16 protein-coding genes and 1 pseudogene are annotated in these 14,010 nt (G+C 67.1%); 10 read left to right on the top strand and 7 right to left on the bottom strand.

Features of this window, described 5'->3' with window-relative positions; genetic code table 11:
* Both ACREE8_RS24060 and ACREE8_RS24065 read left to right on the top strand, forming a co-directional pair.
* Positions 1–486 (top strand): ribonuclease HII (locus ACREE8_RS24060; RefSeq protein WP_431575560.1); only part of this gene is annotated, 486 nt, incomplete at its 5' end.
* 134 nt (positions 487–620) lie between these two features.
* A complete protein-coding gene (locus tag ACREE8_RS24065) occupies positions 621–1,715 on the top strand; it encodes a site-specific DNA-methyltransferase (protein WP_431575574.1) in 1,095 nt (364 codons plus the stop codon).
* A gap of 136 nt (positions 1,716–1,851) precedes the next feature.
* Here the strand turns inward: ACREE8_RS24065 and mutY are convergent, their stop codons facing one another.
* Positions 1,852–3,012 carry an A/G-specific adenine glycosylase gene (gene mutY, locus ACREE8_RS24070; protein WP_431575561.1) on the bottom strand — a complete coding sequence of 387 codons (1,161 nt, stop codon included), beginning with the start codon at positions 3,010–3,012 and terminating at the stop codon, positions 1,852–1,854.
* An 83-nt stretch (positions 3,013–3,095) separates the two neighbouring features.
* Here mutY and ACREE8_RS24075 point away from each other — a divergent pair, with 83 nt between their 5' ends.
* The 8 genes from ACREE8_RS24075 to ACREE8_RS24110 all read left to right on the top strand — a co-directional run bounded on the left by ACREE8_RS24075 (position 3,096) and on the right by ACREE8_RS24110 (position 10,878).
* Positions 3,096–3,632, top strand: a complete 537-nt coding sequence (locus tag ACREE8_RS24075) for a DUF721 domain-containing protein (protein WP_431575562.1) — start codon at positions 3,096–3,098, stop codon at positions 3,630–3,632.
* A gap of 393 nt (positions 3,633–4,025) precedes the next feature.
* Complete coding sequence (locus ACREE8_RS24080) at positions 4,026–4,685, top strand: DsbA family protein (RefSeq protein WP_431575563.1); 660 nt, start codon at positions 4,026–4,028, stop codon at positions 4,683–4,685.
* 78 nt (positions 4,686–4,763) lie between these two features.
* Positions 4,764–8,228, top strand: coding sequence for a chromosome segregation protein SMC (gene smc / locus ACREE8_RS24085; RefSeq protein ID WP_431575564.1), 3,465 nt, complete (start codon positions 4,764–4,766; stop codon positions 8,226–8,228).
* Positions 8,229–8,358: 130 nt separating this feature from the next.
* The gene (locus ACREE8_RS24090) at positions 8,359–8,736 is read left to right on the top strand and encodes an AtpZ/AtpI family protein (protein ID WP_431575565.1); all 378 of its coding nucleotides are present in this window, start codon (positions 8,359–8,361) and stop codon (positions 8,734–8,736) included.
* Between the two features lie 6 nt (positions 8,737–8,742).
* Positions 8,743–9,480 carry a F0F1 ATP synthase subunit A gene (locus tag ACREE8_RS24095; RefSeq protein ID WP_431575566.1) on the top strand — a complete coding sequence of 246 codons (738 nt, stop codon included), beginning with the start codon at positions 8,743–8,745 and terminating at the stop codon, positions 9,478–9,480.
* Between the two features lie 53 nt (positions 9,481–9,533).
* Positions 9,534–9,758, top strand: coding sequence for an ATP F0F1 synthase subunit C (locus tag ACREE8_RS24100; protein ID WP_151115091.1), 225 nt, complete (start codon positions 9,534–9,536; stop codon positions 9,756–9,758).
* A gap of 38 nt (positions 9,759–9,796) precedes the next feature.
* Entirely contained in the window at positions 9,797–10,390 is a 594-nt protein-coding gene (locus ACREE8_RS24105) for a F0F1 ATP synthase subunit B' (protein ID WP_431575567.1), read from the top strand.
* Positions 10,390–10,878 (top strand): F0F1 ATP synthase subunit B, encoded by a 489-nt coding sequence (locus tag ACREE8_RS24110; protein ID WP_431575568.1) that lies wholly within the window; start codon positions 10,390–10,392, stop codon positions 10,876–10,878. The genes ACREE8_RS24105 and ACREE8_RS24110 overlap by 1 nt, the downstream gene beginning before the upstream one ends.
* 173 nt (positions 10,879–11,051) lie before the next feature.
* Here the strand turns inward: ACREE8_RS24110 and ACREE8_RS24115 are convergent, their stop codons facing one another.
* From ACREE8_RS24115 to ACREE8_RS24140, 6 genes and pseudogenes are all read right to left on the bottom strand, one after another.
* Positions 11,052–11,438: a type II toxin-antitoxin system death-on-curing family toxin gene (locus tag ACREE8_RS24115; protein ID WP_431575569.1), complete on the bottom strand. Its 387-nt coding sequence runs from the start codon at positions 11,436–11,438 to the stop codon at positions 11,052–11,054.
* The gene (locus ACREE8_RS24120; RefSeq protein ID WP_431575570.1) at positions 11,435–11,665 is read right to left on the bottom strand and encodes a hypothetical protein; all 231 of its coding nucleotides are present in this window, start codon (positions 11,663–11,665) and stop codon (positions 11,435–11,437) included. The genes ACREE8_RS24115 and ACREE8_RS24120 overlap by 4 nt, the downstream gene beginning before the upstream one ends.
* 231 nt (positions 11,666–11,896) lie before the next feature.
* Positions 11,897–12,367, bottom strand: a complete 471-nt coding sequence (locus tag ACREE8_RS24125; protein WP_431575571.1) for an N-acetyltransferase family protein — start codon at positions 12,365–12,367, stop codon at positions 11,897–11,899.
* Between the two features lie 11 nt (positions 12,368–12,378).
* Positions 12,379–13,161: an SDR family oxidoreductase gene (locus ACREE8_RS24130; protein WP_431575572.1), complete on the bottom strand. Its 783-nt coding sequence runs from the start codon at positions 13,159–13,161 to the stop codon at positions 12,379–12,381.
* Entirely contained in the window at positions 13,133–13,654 is a 522-nt protein-coding gene (locus tag ACREE8_RS24135; RefSeq protein ID WP_431575573.1) for an N-acetyltransferase family protein, read from the bottom strand. Before ACREE8_RS24135 ends, ACREE8_RS24130 begins: the two co-directional genes overlap by 29 nt.
* Before the next feature lie 97 nt (positions 13,655–13,751).
* Positions 13,752–14,010: pseudogene (locus tag ACREE8_RS24140) on the bottom strand (aminomethyl-transferring glycine dehydrogenase subunit GcvPB); the annotation flags it as partial.

Raw genomic sequence — 14,010 nt, forward strand, 5'->3', positions numbered from 1 at the left:
AAGATCGCCCGGGCGATCGACGATTCCAAGAAGCTGAACGCCGGGACGCGCGAAGCGCTTTCGGTCTGGATCATCGCCAATGCCGTGACGGCGATCGCCCAGGCCAGCGTCGAGGAGATCGACCGGATCAACATCCTCCAGGCGAGCCTGCTCGCCATGACGCGCGCGGTCACCGCGCTGTCGGTGACGCCAGCCTACGCGCTGGTCGATGGCGACAAACTGCCCAAGCAACTCGCCTGCCCCGCCCGCGCCGTCATCGGCGGCGACGGGCTCTCGCTCTCGATCGCGGCCGCTTCGATCCTGGCCAAGGTGGCCCGCGACCGGCATATGACGGCGCTCGACCAGCGCTATCCGGGCTATGGCTGGGCCCACAATGCGGGCTACGGCACGCTCGAGCACCGCACCGCCCTACTACATCTTGGGGCTACCCCCGAACATCGTCGCAGCTTTAGTCCAGTTTCTCAACTTTCTCTTTTAAGCGATTGAATCAACAAGAAGACTCTTGACCGACGGACTCGGCGACTCCATGCTCGGCCCAGATTGTGGGAAGGGTTTGGGGGACGTCGATGACCAAGGGTAGCCGCACGATCAAGGGTCGTGCCGCAGGGAATGATGCGGCCATGGCGGAGCTGGAGCCGGTCGCAGCACCGCCGCTCGACCGCATCATTGAGGGCGATTCGATCCGGGTGATGAACTCGCTCCCGCCCGAGAGCGTCGACATGATCTTCGCCGATCCGCCCTACAACCTGCAGCTCCAGGGCGATCTGCACCGGCCGAACAACAGCAAGGTCGATGGCGTCGAGGAAGCCTGGGACAAGTTCGCGGATTTCGCGACCTATGACCGCTTCACCGCCGACTGGCTCAAGGCCGCCCGCCGGATCCTGAAGCCCGACGGCACCATCTGGGTCATCGGCAGCTACCACAACATCTTCCGCGTCGGCGCCTCGCTCCAGGATCTGGGCTTCTGGATCCTGAACGACGTGGTCTGGCGTAAGACCAACCCGATGCCGAACTTCCGCGGCCGGCGCTTCACCAACGCCCATGAGACCATGATCTGGTGCGCCAAGGACGCCGATGCCCGCTATTGCTTCAATTACGATGCGATGAAGTCGCTGAACGACGATCTGCAGATGCGCAGCGACTGGCTGCTGCCGATCTGCAATGGCGGCGAGCGGATCAAGGACGAGAACGGCAACAAGGCGCATCCGACCCAGAAGCCCGAGGCGCTGCTGCACCGGGTGATCCTGGCCGCGACCAAGCCCGGGGCCGTCGTGCTTGATCCCTTCTTCGGCACCGGCACCACCGGCGTCGTCGCCAAGCGGCTGGGCCGGCATTACATCGGCATCGAGCGCGAGCGCGCCTATGTCGAGGTCGCCCGCAAGCGCCTCTCCAAGGTGCGCCCCGTCGAGGATGTGTCGCTGATGGCGACCCCCTCCAAGCGCGAGGAGCCGCGGATTCCCTTCGGCTGGCTGGTCGAGCGCGGCCTCTTGCATCCGGGCGACCTGCTGGTCAGCCCGAACAATCAATGGACCGCCAAGGTGCGCGCCGACGGCACGCTGATCTCGGCCGACCATCGCGGCTCGATCCATCAAGTGGGAGCCGCGGTGCAAGGGGCCCCCGCCTGCAATGGCTGGCAGTTCTGGTGCATGCGGATGGAAGGCAAGCTGGTGCCGATCGACTTCCTGCGCCAGCGCCTGCGCGCCGAGCTTTCATGAGCTGATCCGGCGGGACAGGCGCGCCAACGCCTACCCGACCGGCAGGATCGCCGCCCGCTTTAGCGGCGAGGGACGTGTCTGGGACTGTAAAGAAGTGACTAGGGGTGTAACTGGATGGCCTCATCCTGCCGACAGGTCAGGATGAGGCCTTTTTCTTTCTGGCGGTCTTGCGCGCTTTGACCGGCGCGGCGCCGTCGCCCTCCAGCGCCGCCAGCGCATGGCGCGCGACCTTCTTCATCAAAGTCGGCAGCGCCTGCCCGCCGAAATCCTCCGGCTTGACCCAGACGCCGTCGAGCTTCGTGCCCGCCGGCGCTTCGCCCACCAGCAGCGTCAGATCGATGTCGAAATGGGTGAAGCCATGCTGGACCACGCCCGGCAAGGCGCGCCAATCGGCCGGAACAGGCGCGGATTTGACCGCTTCTTTCCCGTTCCAATCCGCCTCGCGCCAGCCAGTCGAGGGGAACTCCATCAGCCCGCCCAGCAGCCCCTCCTCCGCGCGCCTTTGCATCAGCACGGCGCCGTCGGGCCGAATGATCCAGAACACCACGCCATGTTTCTGCGGCCGGGCGCGTTTCGGGCTGCGGCGCGGCAGGGTCTCCGCGATCCCTAGCTGCCTTGCCGCGCAGAGCCGCGTCAACGGACAGGTGAGACAGAGCGGCGCCTTGGGCCGGCAGACCGTGGCGCCCAGATCCATCATCGCTTGCGCGAAATCGCCGGCGCGGGTTTCCGGCGTGAGTTGGGCCGCCAGCCGCTTCAGCTCGGGCTTGGCCGCCGGCAGCGGCGTCTCGACCGCGAAGAGCCGCGCCACCACGCGCTCGATATTGCCGTCGACCGGCGTGGCCTTGGCGCCGAAGGCGATCGCCGCCACGGCCGCGGCCGTGTAGCCACCGATTCCGGGCAGCGTCAGCAGACCTTCCTCGCTCGAGGGGAAGCGCCCGCCATGCTCGGCCGCGACCGCCTTGGCGCAGCGATGGAGATTGCGCGCCCGCGCGTAATAGCCCAGCCCCTGCCAAGCATGCAGCACCTCGTCGAGTTCGGCCGCCGCCAGGGCCTCGACCGTGGGCCAGCGCTCCAGGAACCGCGCGTAATAGGGCCCGACCGTCACCACCGTCGTCTGCTGCAGCATCACCTCGCTGAGCCAGACGCGGTAGGGATCGGGTGTCTCGCCGGGGCGCGCCCGCCAGGGCAGCTCCCGGCGATGGCGGTCATACCAGGCGAGCAGGGCCGGCGCCGTCGCGGCGATGCGCTCGGCGCTGGGATCCTGGCGTTGGCGTGCGGCAGCATGGTCTCGGGGCATGGCGAGGGCGTACACTGCGGCGGCGGCCCGGGCTCGCGCAAGAGCGGGGCGGCCCGCCTCTTCATTCCCTCGCATCAGGCGCCATGACCGACAAACCCGACGCCGCAAAACCCACGGTCGAAGATGCGCCGCGCAAGGGCCGGATGCAGGCCCTGGCCGCGTCCCTGCCGCGGATCGCCGGTAAGGCGCTCGGCAAGCGGGGCCTCGCCGAGGGCGGGCTGGTGACGGACTGGACCGCGATCGTGGGCGACCAGATCGCCTACGCGACCCTGCCGATCAAGCTCGCCTTCACCGGCCGCGAACGGCGCGAGGGCACGCTCCATCTGCGCGTCGCGGGCGCCATTGCGCTCGAGCTGCAGCATTTGGAACCGCAACTGATCGAGCGCATCAACGCCTATCTGGGCTATGGCGCGGTGGCACGGCTTCGGCTCGAGCGCGGGGCCCTGCCCAAGCCGGTGCGCCGGCGCCTCGCCGAACCGAAGGCCGCCGCCCTGGCGCCCGCCGAGACAGCGGCCATCGATCTAAGCGTTGCCGGCATTGCCGACGAAGCGCTGCGCCAGTCGCTCGCTCGACTCGGCAATACGCTGGCGGCGCATGCGAAGAAGCCCGCCAAGCGCTGACGGCTTCGATTCCTGACAAATTCTCGAAGTCCCGCCGCGGGCTCGCTTGCGAGACTTCGCCGCAGGGTTCTCCCCCGAGTCCTTCCGAATCTGCACCATTGGATGGCGAATCAGCCTTCCTGGCTCGGGCCTGCGACGAAATCCGCTGCATTGCCGATCGACAAGGCTGCGGGCGGCCCTTCGCGAAGGGATTGCGCGGCCACGAGAATCCTGCCATCTAGCGCGGCCCGCGCCGTCGCTGGCGCATGTGCACATTTTCCACAGGGACGTTCGCTTGAGCGCCCGAACGGCTTCGGTCTAACTTGGCCGCGGCCGTCCTCCATGACGGCCTGATGACAAAAGGGCCGCCCGCCAAGGGTCGCTGCAACGTGGCCCGCACGAAGGACCAGGGAATTGCGCAAATATTGGATTGTCGCGCTGATCGTCGTGGTGATCGCAGTCGCCGGCGTCGGCATCTATGAATATCAGGACCGGCAGAAGCTGGCCGCCCCCTCGGATCCGAGCTCGGCGCCCGGCGCCACGGTTCAGATCCCGCTCTATGACGACGACCATGCGCTGGGCTCGAAGGACGCGCCGATCACGATGATCGAGTACGCCTCGCTCACCTGCCCGCATTGCGCCCATTTCCACAACGACATCCTGCCGCAGATCAAGACCAACTATATCGACACCGGCAAGGTGCGGCTGGTGTTCCGCAGCTATCCGCTCGACCAGCCGGCGCTCAAGGCCGCCGAGCTCGCCGAATGCGTCTCGCCTGTGACCTATTTCCCGATGGTATCGCTGCTCTTCAAGGAGCAGGGCGATTGGGCCCATGGCGACAAGCCGCTCGACGCGCTTGCCAGGATCGCGGCGGGGGCCGGCATCGACCAGACCAAATTCCAGGCCTGCATGGACGACAAGACGATCTCCGAGCGCATCATCTCCCGCGCCCAGGAAGGCCAGGACAAGTTCGGTGTCGAATCGACCCCGACCTTCTTCGTCAATGGCCGCAAGATCCAGGGCGCGGTGCCTTACGAGGATTTCGAGAAGGTGTTCAAGGAGCTGCAGCCTTGATGCGGACGCGGCCCCAGCCGTCCCCGGCTCGTCCCTTCCCGCTTCCGCATCCGCTCGGCTGATTTTCCGGAGTCCGGCTTGGTTCACTTCACCAAACTCAAGCTCGTCGGTTTCAAGTCTTTCGTCGATTGGACGGAGATGCCGATCGAGCCCGGCATGACCGGCATCGTCGGCCCCAATGGCTGCGGCAAGTCGAACCTCGTCGAGGCGCTGCGCTGGGTGATGGGCGAGACCTCCGCCAAGCGCATGCGCGGCGGCGAGATGGACGACGTGATCTTCGCCGGCAACACCGGCAGGCCGGCGCGCAACGTCGCCGAGGTCGTGCTCTCGCTCGACAATGCCGACCGCAACGTGCCCTCGCAGTTCAACGGCAACGAGGCGCTCGAGATCAGCCGGCGCATCGATCGCGGCGTCGGCTCGCACTACCGCGTCAACGGCTCGGAAGTGCGCGCGCGCGACGTGCAGCTCCTCTTCGCCGATGCCGCGACCGGCGCCCATTCGACCGCCATGGTGAGCCAGGGCCGCGTCGGCGCCATCATCAGCGCCAAGCCGACCGAGCGCCGCGCGCTCCTTGAAGAAGCGGCCGGCATCACCGGCCTCCATTCGCGCCGGCATGAGGCCGAGCTGCGCTTGCGTGCGGCCGAAGCCAATCTCGCGCGCCTCGAGGACGTGATCATCACGCTCGAGGCGCAGTTCCAGACCCTGAAGAAACAGGCCCGCCAGGCGCAGCGCTATCGCACCATCGCCGACCAGCTGCGCAAGGCCGAGGCGGTGCTGATCCATCTGCAATGGACCGAGGCACAGGCCCGCATCGAGGCCGCGCGCCAGGCCTTGACCGAGGCCGAGAGTGCCGTCGCCAACGCGACCGAAGCCGCCGCCATCGCGGCGCGCGAGCAGGCCGACGGCGCCTCGGTGCTGCCGGGCCTGCGCCAGAGCGAGGCCGAGGCGGCCGCCGCCCTGCAGCGCCTGACCCTGGCGCGCGGCGCGCTCGAGCAGGAAGAGCAGCGCGTCCAGCAGCAACAGATCGAGGCCGAGCGCCGGCGCCAGCAGGTCGAGGGCGATATCGGCCGCGAGCAGGCGCTGCTCGAAGATGCGGCCACGGCGCAAGCGCGACTGACTGAAGAAGAAGCGCAGTTGACCGAGGCCGGTGCGCGCGAAGGCGACGCGCTCGCCGAAGCGCAGCGCCAGGCCAATGACAGCCAGGCCCAGGTCGAGACCACCGAGACCGAGCTGGCGCAATTGACGCAATCGATCGCCGAGGGCGAAGCGCGCCAGTCGGCGCTGGTCCGTCGCCTGGCCGAGCTGGGCGAGCGGCTGCGCCGTCTCGATCAGCGCGCCGAGGCGACGCGGACCGAGCGCGAGCGGCTGACGGCCGAGACCGAGCAGGACCTGGAGCTGGTGGCGACCAAGCATCGCCTGGCCGAGACCGAGGACAATCTGGCGGCGGCCGAGACCCGGCGCGGCGAGGCCGAGCAGGCTCTGACCGGCGCGGAAGCGGCCGAGACCGAGGCCCGCGGCGGCCAGCAGGCGGCACAGAGCGCCCATGCCAAGCTCGCGGCCGAGGCCTCGACCCTGGGCGAGCTCTTCGTCGGCACCGAATCCTCGAGCCAGCCGCCCCTGATCGACCAGCTGCAGGTCGAGCCCGGCTATGAAGCGGCCCTGGGCGCGGCCCTGGGCGACGATCTCACCGCCTCGACCGACCTGGCGGCCCCCGTCCACTGGCAGTCGGTCGGCGAACGCCCCGACCGGGCCGAACTTCCAGCCGGCGCCGAGCCGCTGTCGCGCTTCGTCACCGGCTCGCCGGTGCTGCTGCGTCGCCTGCACCAGATCGGCGTGGTCGACAGCGAAGCCACCGCCCGCGCGCTGGCCGACCAGATCGGCCAGGGCCAGCGGCTGGTGTCCAAGGACGGCGCCATGTGGCGCTGGGACGGCTACACGGTCGCGACCGGCGCCCCCAGCCCGGCTGCCGTCCGCCTCAAGCAGCGCAACCGCCTGAACGAGGTGAAGCGCGAGCTCGAAAGCGCCACCGCGACCCTGGAGCAGGCGCAAAACACGCTGAGACAGGCGACCGAGGCCCGCGGCGCCGCCGCGGCCGAAGCCGAAGCCGCCCGCGCCGCCGGCCGTCAGACCTACCAGGCCGTCGATCAGGCCCGTTCCGCGCTCGCCCAGGTGCAGCAGCGTCTGGCCGAGGCGGTCTCGCGGCTCACGGTGCTGAAGCGCACCGCCGAGGAGGTCGCGGCCGAGCGCGCCGAGACCGACGCCCAGCGCCAGCAGGCCGAATCCGACCAGGCAGCCTTGCCCGATCTGGGCGGTGCCCGCGAGCGCGTTGCCGAGCTGAAGCCGCGCCTGGCCGAAGAGCGTGGCCAGCTGATCGAACGCCGCGGGGCGGTCGAGCGGCTGAAGCGCGAGGCCGCGATCCGCGCCGAGCGCCAGAGCACCGTCGCGCGCGAGCGCAATTCCTGGACCCAGCGCAGCGAAGCGGCCCAGCGCCAGCTCGAGACCTATCAGCAGCGTCTGGCCGAGATCGGCGAAGAGATCGAGCGCCTCGCCCGCCGCCCGGCCGAGCTGGCCGAGCAGCGCCAGCGGCTGCTGGACGAGATCGCCGGCGCGACATCGGCGCGCCAGGCCGCCGCCGACCGGCTGGCCGAGGCCGAGACCCGGCTCGCCGAATATGACCGCGCCCTCAAATCGGCTGAGCATGAGCTAGGCCAGGCCCGCGAGAATCGGATCCGCACCGAAGGGCTGGTGGCCCAGGCCGAGCAGTCCGGCGCCCTCGTGGTCGAGCGCTCGCAGGAGCGGCTCGAGGTGGCACCCGCCGACGCGCTCGCCCTGGCGGAACTCGACGAAGGCGCCGAGCTGCCCGATCGCGAGGCGGTCGAGACCCGGATCCAGCGCCTGACGCGCGAGCGCGAGAATATCGGGCCGGTCAATCTGCGCGCCGAATCGGAAGCCGAAGAGCTGGAAACCCAGATCAGCGGCATGCAGAACGAGCGCAACGACCTGGTCTCGGCCATCGCCCGGCTGCGCCAGGGCATCGCCAGCCTCAATCGCGAAGGCCGCGAGCGGCTTCTGGCCGCCTTCGAGGTGGTGAACGGCCATTTCCAGCAGCTTTTCAACCGGCTTTTCGGCGGCGGGCGCGCCCATCTGGCCCTCACGGAGGCCGAGGACCCGCTGGAAGCCGGGCTCGAGATCATGGCGAGCCCGCCCGGCAAGAAACTTCAGGTCATGTCGCTGCTCTCGGGTGGCGAGCAGGCCCTGACCGCGCTGGCGCTGCTGTTCGGCGTGTTCCTCACCAATCCGGCGCCGATCTGCGTGCTGGACGAGGTGGACGCCCCGCTCGACGACGCCAATGTGGACCGTTTCTGCGACCTGGTCGAAGAGCTGGCGCGCGTCACCACCACCCGGTTCCTGGTCATCACCCATCACCGCCTGACCATGGCGCGGATGGACCGTCTCTTCGGCGTCACCATGGCCGAGCGCGGAGTCTCGCAGCTGGTCTCCGTCGACCTTCAGCACGCGGCCGAATTGCGCCAGAGCGCGTAACGCCGCAGGGCTGTATTTTCGTTGCAGCGCAAGCGTTTGATGAAGGGTCTCCCAGGCTTGACAGGGGTAGGGGGCGCCCGTATGGTGCGCCCGCTTGGGCCGCCGGAGCATTGCGCTGCGGCGGTTTTGCATGTCATTTGAGCTGATGACCGAAGGGGGTTCCCCACCGCCGTTGAATGACTTCGACGCCCGGCTCAAGGCCGCGCGGGGACGCCAGAACGACGGGAAGAATGACGGCCCCGGGCCCGCTCTTCCTTCATCGACTGGAGCCAACGCCGGTTATCGGGTAGCCGTCGAATTGTTCGCCGGAATGCTGTTTGGTGCGGGGTTGGGGTGGTGGCTTGATCGTGAGCTGGGCACGAAGCCCTGGCTCATGGTGCTGCTTTTCCTCCTGGGTGCGGCTGCGGGTCTGCTCAGCGCCTACCGGGCGGTGATGCGGGCCAATCGCACCGAGCAAGAGAATGACCGGCCCGCGGGGTCGGGCGAGGACGGACGGAAGAAGGACTGAGGAAACGTGGCGACCGAGGCCCATAGCCCGCTCGAGCAATTCAAGATCGAAGAGCTGATCCCGCTCAAGATCGGCGGCGTCAACGCCGCTTTCACCAACTCCTCGCTGTGGATGGTGATCGCCATCCTCGCCATCACGCTGTTCCTGACGCTGTCGATGCGCGGCCGCGCGCTGGTGCCGGGCCGCTGGCAGTCGATGGCGGAGATGAGCTACGAGTTCATCGCCAATCTGGTGCGCGACAATGTCGGGAGCGAGGGACGGAAATATTTCCCGTTCATCTTCACGCTCTTCATGTTCGTGCTGTTCTGCAATGTCTTCGGCCTGATCCCCTACGCCTTCACGGTCACGAGCCACATCATCGTGACCTTGGCGCTGGCGCTTATCGTCTTCATCGGCGTGACGATCATCGGCATCGTCAAGAACGGCTTCGGCTTCCTCCGTCTGTTCTGCCCGGCCGGCGTGCCGATCTTCGTGCTGCCGCTGCTGATCCCGATCGAGATCATTTCCTACTTCATCCGGCCGGTGACCTTGTCGGTCCGTCTTTTCCTCAACATGATGGTCGGCCACACCATGCTGAAGGTGTTCGCCGGCTTCGTCGTGCTGCTGGGTCTGTTCGGAATCGGGCCGCTCGCCTTCATCATCGTCTTCGTCGGCTTCGAGCTGTTCGTGGGGGCCCTGCAGGCTTACATCTTCGCGGTGCTGAGCTGCCTCTATCTGCATGACGCGCTGCATCCGCATCACTGATCGGCTCACGACCCTAGAAACCTTACTTCTCTAAAACCTGAAAGGATCGAGACATGGAAATCGAAGCTGCAAAGATGTTGGGCGCTGGTCTGGCCACCATCGGCGTCGCGGGCGCCGGTATCGGCATCGGCATGCTGTTCGGCCAGTTCGTGGGCGCGGGCATCCGCAACCCGGCTGCCGCCAAGACCCAGACCGGCAACTTGTTCGTCGGCATGGCGCTGTCCGAAGCGACCGCGATCTTCGCGCTCGGCATCGCGATGCTGATCCTGTTCGGCTGATCCAAGAAACCGGACCTACAGAAAGGCCCCGCCTCGTCATGCGCATCGGCCTGACCCGCAAGATACAGCTCCTGGCCGCCCTCGCTCTGGGGCTGGTCGCGGCTGTGCCGGCCTTGGCCGCCGAAGGCGAAAAGGCAGGCCTGCCTCAGCTCGACCCGGCGGTGTTCTCGCCGCAGTTGATCTGGCTGGTCATCACCTTCGTGCTCCTCTATCTGCTGATGTCGCGGCTGGCACTGCCCCGGATTGCCTCGGTGCTGGCCACCCGGCAGCAGAAGATCGAGGGCGACCTGGCCCGCGCCGAGCGCGTGAAGGCCGAGGCCGAGAAGGTCCTGGCCGACTACGAGAAGGCCATGACCGACGCGCGGGTGAAGGCTCAGGCCCTCACCGGCCAGGCCGCGGCCGACGTCGCCGCGGAGCTGGCGAAGCGCGAAGCGGCCTTCGGGGTCGAGCTCAATGCGCGGACCGCCGAGGCCGAGAAGCGCATCAACGCGACCAAGGACGCGGCTTTGGCCGATATCCGGAGCGTCGCGGCCGAGCTGACCCAAAGCATCGTGCGCAAGGTGGCGGGCGTCGAGCTGTCGCCCTCGGCGGCGAAGGAATGGGTCGAAGCCGCCGCGAGGGAGCGTCGCTGATGGAATTCCTCCACGATCCCGAAACCTGGGTTGCGCTTGCCACCGTCATCTTCGTGATCCTGGCGACGCGGCCCATCATGCGCGCGCTGGGCAAGATGCTCGACGAGCGTTCGGCCAAGATCCGCAGCGATCTGGCCGAAGCCGAGAAGCTCCGTGCCGAGGCCGAGAAGCTCTTGGCCGACTATCAGCGCCGGCAGCGCCAGGCACTGAAGGAAGCCGAAGGCATCCTGGCCCATGCCAAGGACGAAGCCCTGCGCATCCGGAAAGAGTCGGCAGCCAATATCGAGACCGCACTGAAGCGCCGCGAACGCCAGGCGCTGGAGAAGATAGCCCAGGCCGAGACCCAGGCCGTCGCCGAGGTCCGCAACCAGGCCGTCAATCTCGCCATCCTGGGCGCCCAGAAGGCCCTCTCCTCGGGCCTCGACGCGGCCCGCGCCGGCAGCCTCATCGACCAGTCGGTCGCCGAGCTGGAGCGCCGCCTGCATTAGACGCCGGTGTCGGAGAACGAATTCGAAAGGCCCCGCCCGAAAGGACGGGGCCTTTTTCATCTGGTGGATGATCTCTTGCTCCTTCCTCTCCCCTGCGTAGCGGAGGAGAAGATTGGCAGAGCAAGCGCGTCGCAGCGGTGGCTCGATGTCTTGCTCGATCGTCGTCCGCGGAACTACTTGCCCTCACCATTCAAGGATGTGTGCGTCCGCAGCCACTGGACCAATCGCGCGAACCTGAAGTTGTTGGCGTCATACAGGCCCGAAATGAACTGATGGGTTTCGCCAGCATCGGCGTCCAACCGCGCGCCATTGATGACAAGAAATGTGTAGGTGACCGCGAAGGCCGTGCGCTTGTTGCCGTCGAAGAACGGATGATTCTGCGCCAGGCTTTCCCAAAGCGCAGCGGCCTCCTCGATCAGATCGGCGTAGTGACCTGTCTGTGGACGAAAGAGAGCCGCCTCGAGCAGGCCCGGATCGCGAATACCGGGTATGCCTCCATAGCGCTCGATCTGGTCATGGTGGATCAACAGGACCTCGATGACCGTCAGGTAGTCCGTCATTCAGCCAGTTTTTTATAGAGCGGACCGAACGTTTCGTGGCTCCTCAGATAGGCTTCCATGACGTAGGAGCGGGGACGCCCCTGTTTCCGCTTTTCGATCAGATCAGCCAACGCCTCGTCGACGAGCGCCTGAATCTGCCGGCCCTCGCTTTTCGCCAGGCTCCGGACGGCGGATAGGATCTTCGAGTTGATCTGAGTGGCGAATTTCTCGCGGACCCTGGATGTCATTGCGCGCCTCATTTTCCATCGCGACTTCGATATCATGATTTATCATGAAATATCATGATATGTCAAGAAATCGGAGTCACCACGAGATCTCGTCTATCTAATTGAAAGGAAATAGATTTTTTGTGCGCTTGGTGCGAGATGCACCCTCGGCAAGAGCACTTGCCGACATGCCGGGATAAGGTGCCGGAGCTCAATCATCGCAGCCGCAACACCGGATCTGGAATCCAACCGTCACATCTCATCCGCAAGCCGCGTGATCGCGTCGGCATCGAGGCGATAATAGACGCGCTCATCGAGGACGGCAGCGCCGAGCGCTTTGTAGGCGGCCCGGGCTGGCAGATTGTCACGGTCGGTCGTCCAGTCGATGCGCACGCAGCCGCGATCTCTCGCTCGTCGAGCCAGCGCTCGCATCAAAGCGCGCGCCACGCCGCGGCCGCGTGCGGCAACGGCCGTGTAGAGATCCTTCATATAGAACTGCGGATCGAGGCCCAGGCCCGGAAACAGCAGGGAGAACGATGCGAAGCCCTCGAGATCGTCGCCCTCGAAGGCCAACAGGAATTCGACCTTCGGCAATTGAGCGGCGAGGGCTTTCGCGATGTTCGCCGCGTCTGGCCCCGCCATTCCGTAGTGGGCGAGAAGCTCCGCCATCAGTCGGCCGAGGGCAGGAATATCCTGTGGCGTCGCGGGCCGAACCTCGATCATCGAACCCGCCCTCAAAACGTCCCCGGATAGGCCCCACCGTCGACGAGCAGATTCTGTCCGGTGATGTAGCCGGCCTGGGCGGAGCAGAGGAAGGCGCAGGCCTCGCCGAATTCGGCCGCGCTGCCGAAGCGGCCGGCGGGGATTTCCTTCTCCAACTCGGCGCGCGCTTCCTCGCGGGAGATGCCGCGGGCCTTGGCGTGGTTCGTCACGAACATTTCGCTGCGGTCGGTGTCGATCGAGCCCGGCAGCAGGTTGTTGACGGTCACGTTATGCCGCACGACTTCGCGCGCGAGGCCGGCGACGAAGCCGGTCAAACCGCTGCGCGCACCGTTGGAAAGCGCCAGCGAGGCGAAGGGTTGTTTCACCGTAGAGGAGGTGATGTTGACGATGCGCCCGAAGCGCCGCCGCGTCATGCCGTCGATCGTCGCCTTCATGAGATAGATCGGCGTCAGCATGTTGGCTTCGAGCGCGGCGCTCCAATCGGCCGCGGTGAAGTTGCGGAAATCGCCGGCGGGCGGACCGCCGGCATTGTTCACCAGGATGTCCGGATCGGGACAGGCGGCGAGCGCCGCCCGGCGGCCGGCCTCGGTGGCGATGTCGCCCGGCACCGCCGTCACCTTGGCGCTCGTGCTTTTGCGGATCGCGGCCGCCGTCGCCTCCAGCACGTCCGCATGGCGCGCCGTGATCCAGACCTCGCAGCCCTCGCGCGCGAGGCTTTCGGCGCAGGCGCGTCCCATGCCCTTGCTGGCGGCGCAGACCAGCGCCTTACGGCCTTTCAGACCAAGATCCATCATCCACCTCCGAGGCCAAACGGGCGAGGCCTTCTTCCGCGATACGATAGGAGCACCAATCGTCGCGATGCTCCATGCCGATATGTTCGTAGAACTTGCGTGCGGGGTTCCAGTCCAGGACCTGCAGCTCGAGGCGCCGGCAGCCGCGCTGCTGCGCGATCTGGGCCAGGCCCGCCATGACCATGCGGCCGAGACCCCGTCCGCGCGCAGATGGTCGCAGGAAGAAGTCCTCGAGATAGATACCCGCCTGCCCCAGCCAGGTCGAGAAGTTGTGATAGTAGAGCGCGAAGCCCAGCAGCGCGCCGTTCTCTTCGAGCAGCAGCACCTCGGCGCGGGCATGGGGCCCGAAGCAGTCGCGCCGGAAATCCTCGGCCGTCGCCTCGACACTTGAGAGCGGCTCGTTCTCGAAGTCGGCGAGCTCGCGCACCATGGCGAGGATCTCCTCGGCATCCTCGGGCCGCGCCGGCCGCAGGCGTGGGGTTTTCTTGTCGGACATAGCGGTCTTTCTTTGCGCGTGACGGAAAGGACGCGCCGGCCTGCGAAGGCCGGCGCGCCTCGAAACTGTCAGCTTAGACCGAAGTCGGCCCGGTGCTCTACTCCGCCGCCTTGGCGGTGTTCGAGCCCGGAACCCAGCGCAGCACGGGCTTGCGCGCGGCCGCCGTCTCGTCGAGACGCCGGCGCGGCGTCAGCTTCGGCGCCGCCTCGAAATGGGCGGCGTCGCCGGACTTCGCGCGTTGCGCCAAGCCGCGCAGCACCTCGATGAAGCGGTCGAGCGAATCCTTGCTCTCGGTCTCGGTCGGCTCGACCAGCAGCGCGCCGTGGACCACCAGCGGGAAATACATGGTCATGGGG

Source organism: Hypericibacter sp., from assembly GCF_050729195.1.
Classification (GTDB): domain Bacteria; phylum Pseudomonadota; class Alphaproteobacteria; order Dongiales; family Dongiaceae; genus Hypericibacter.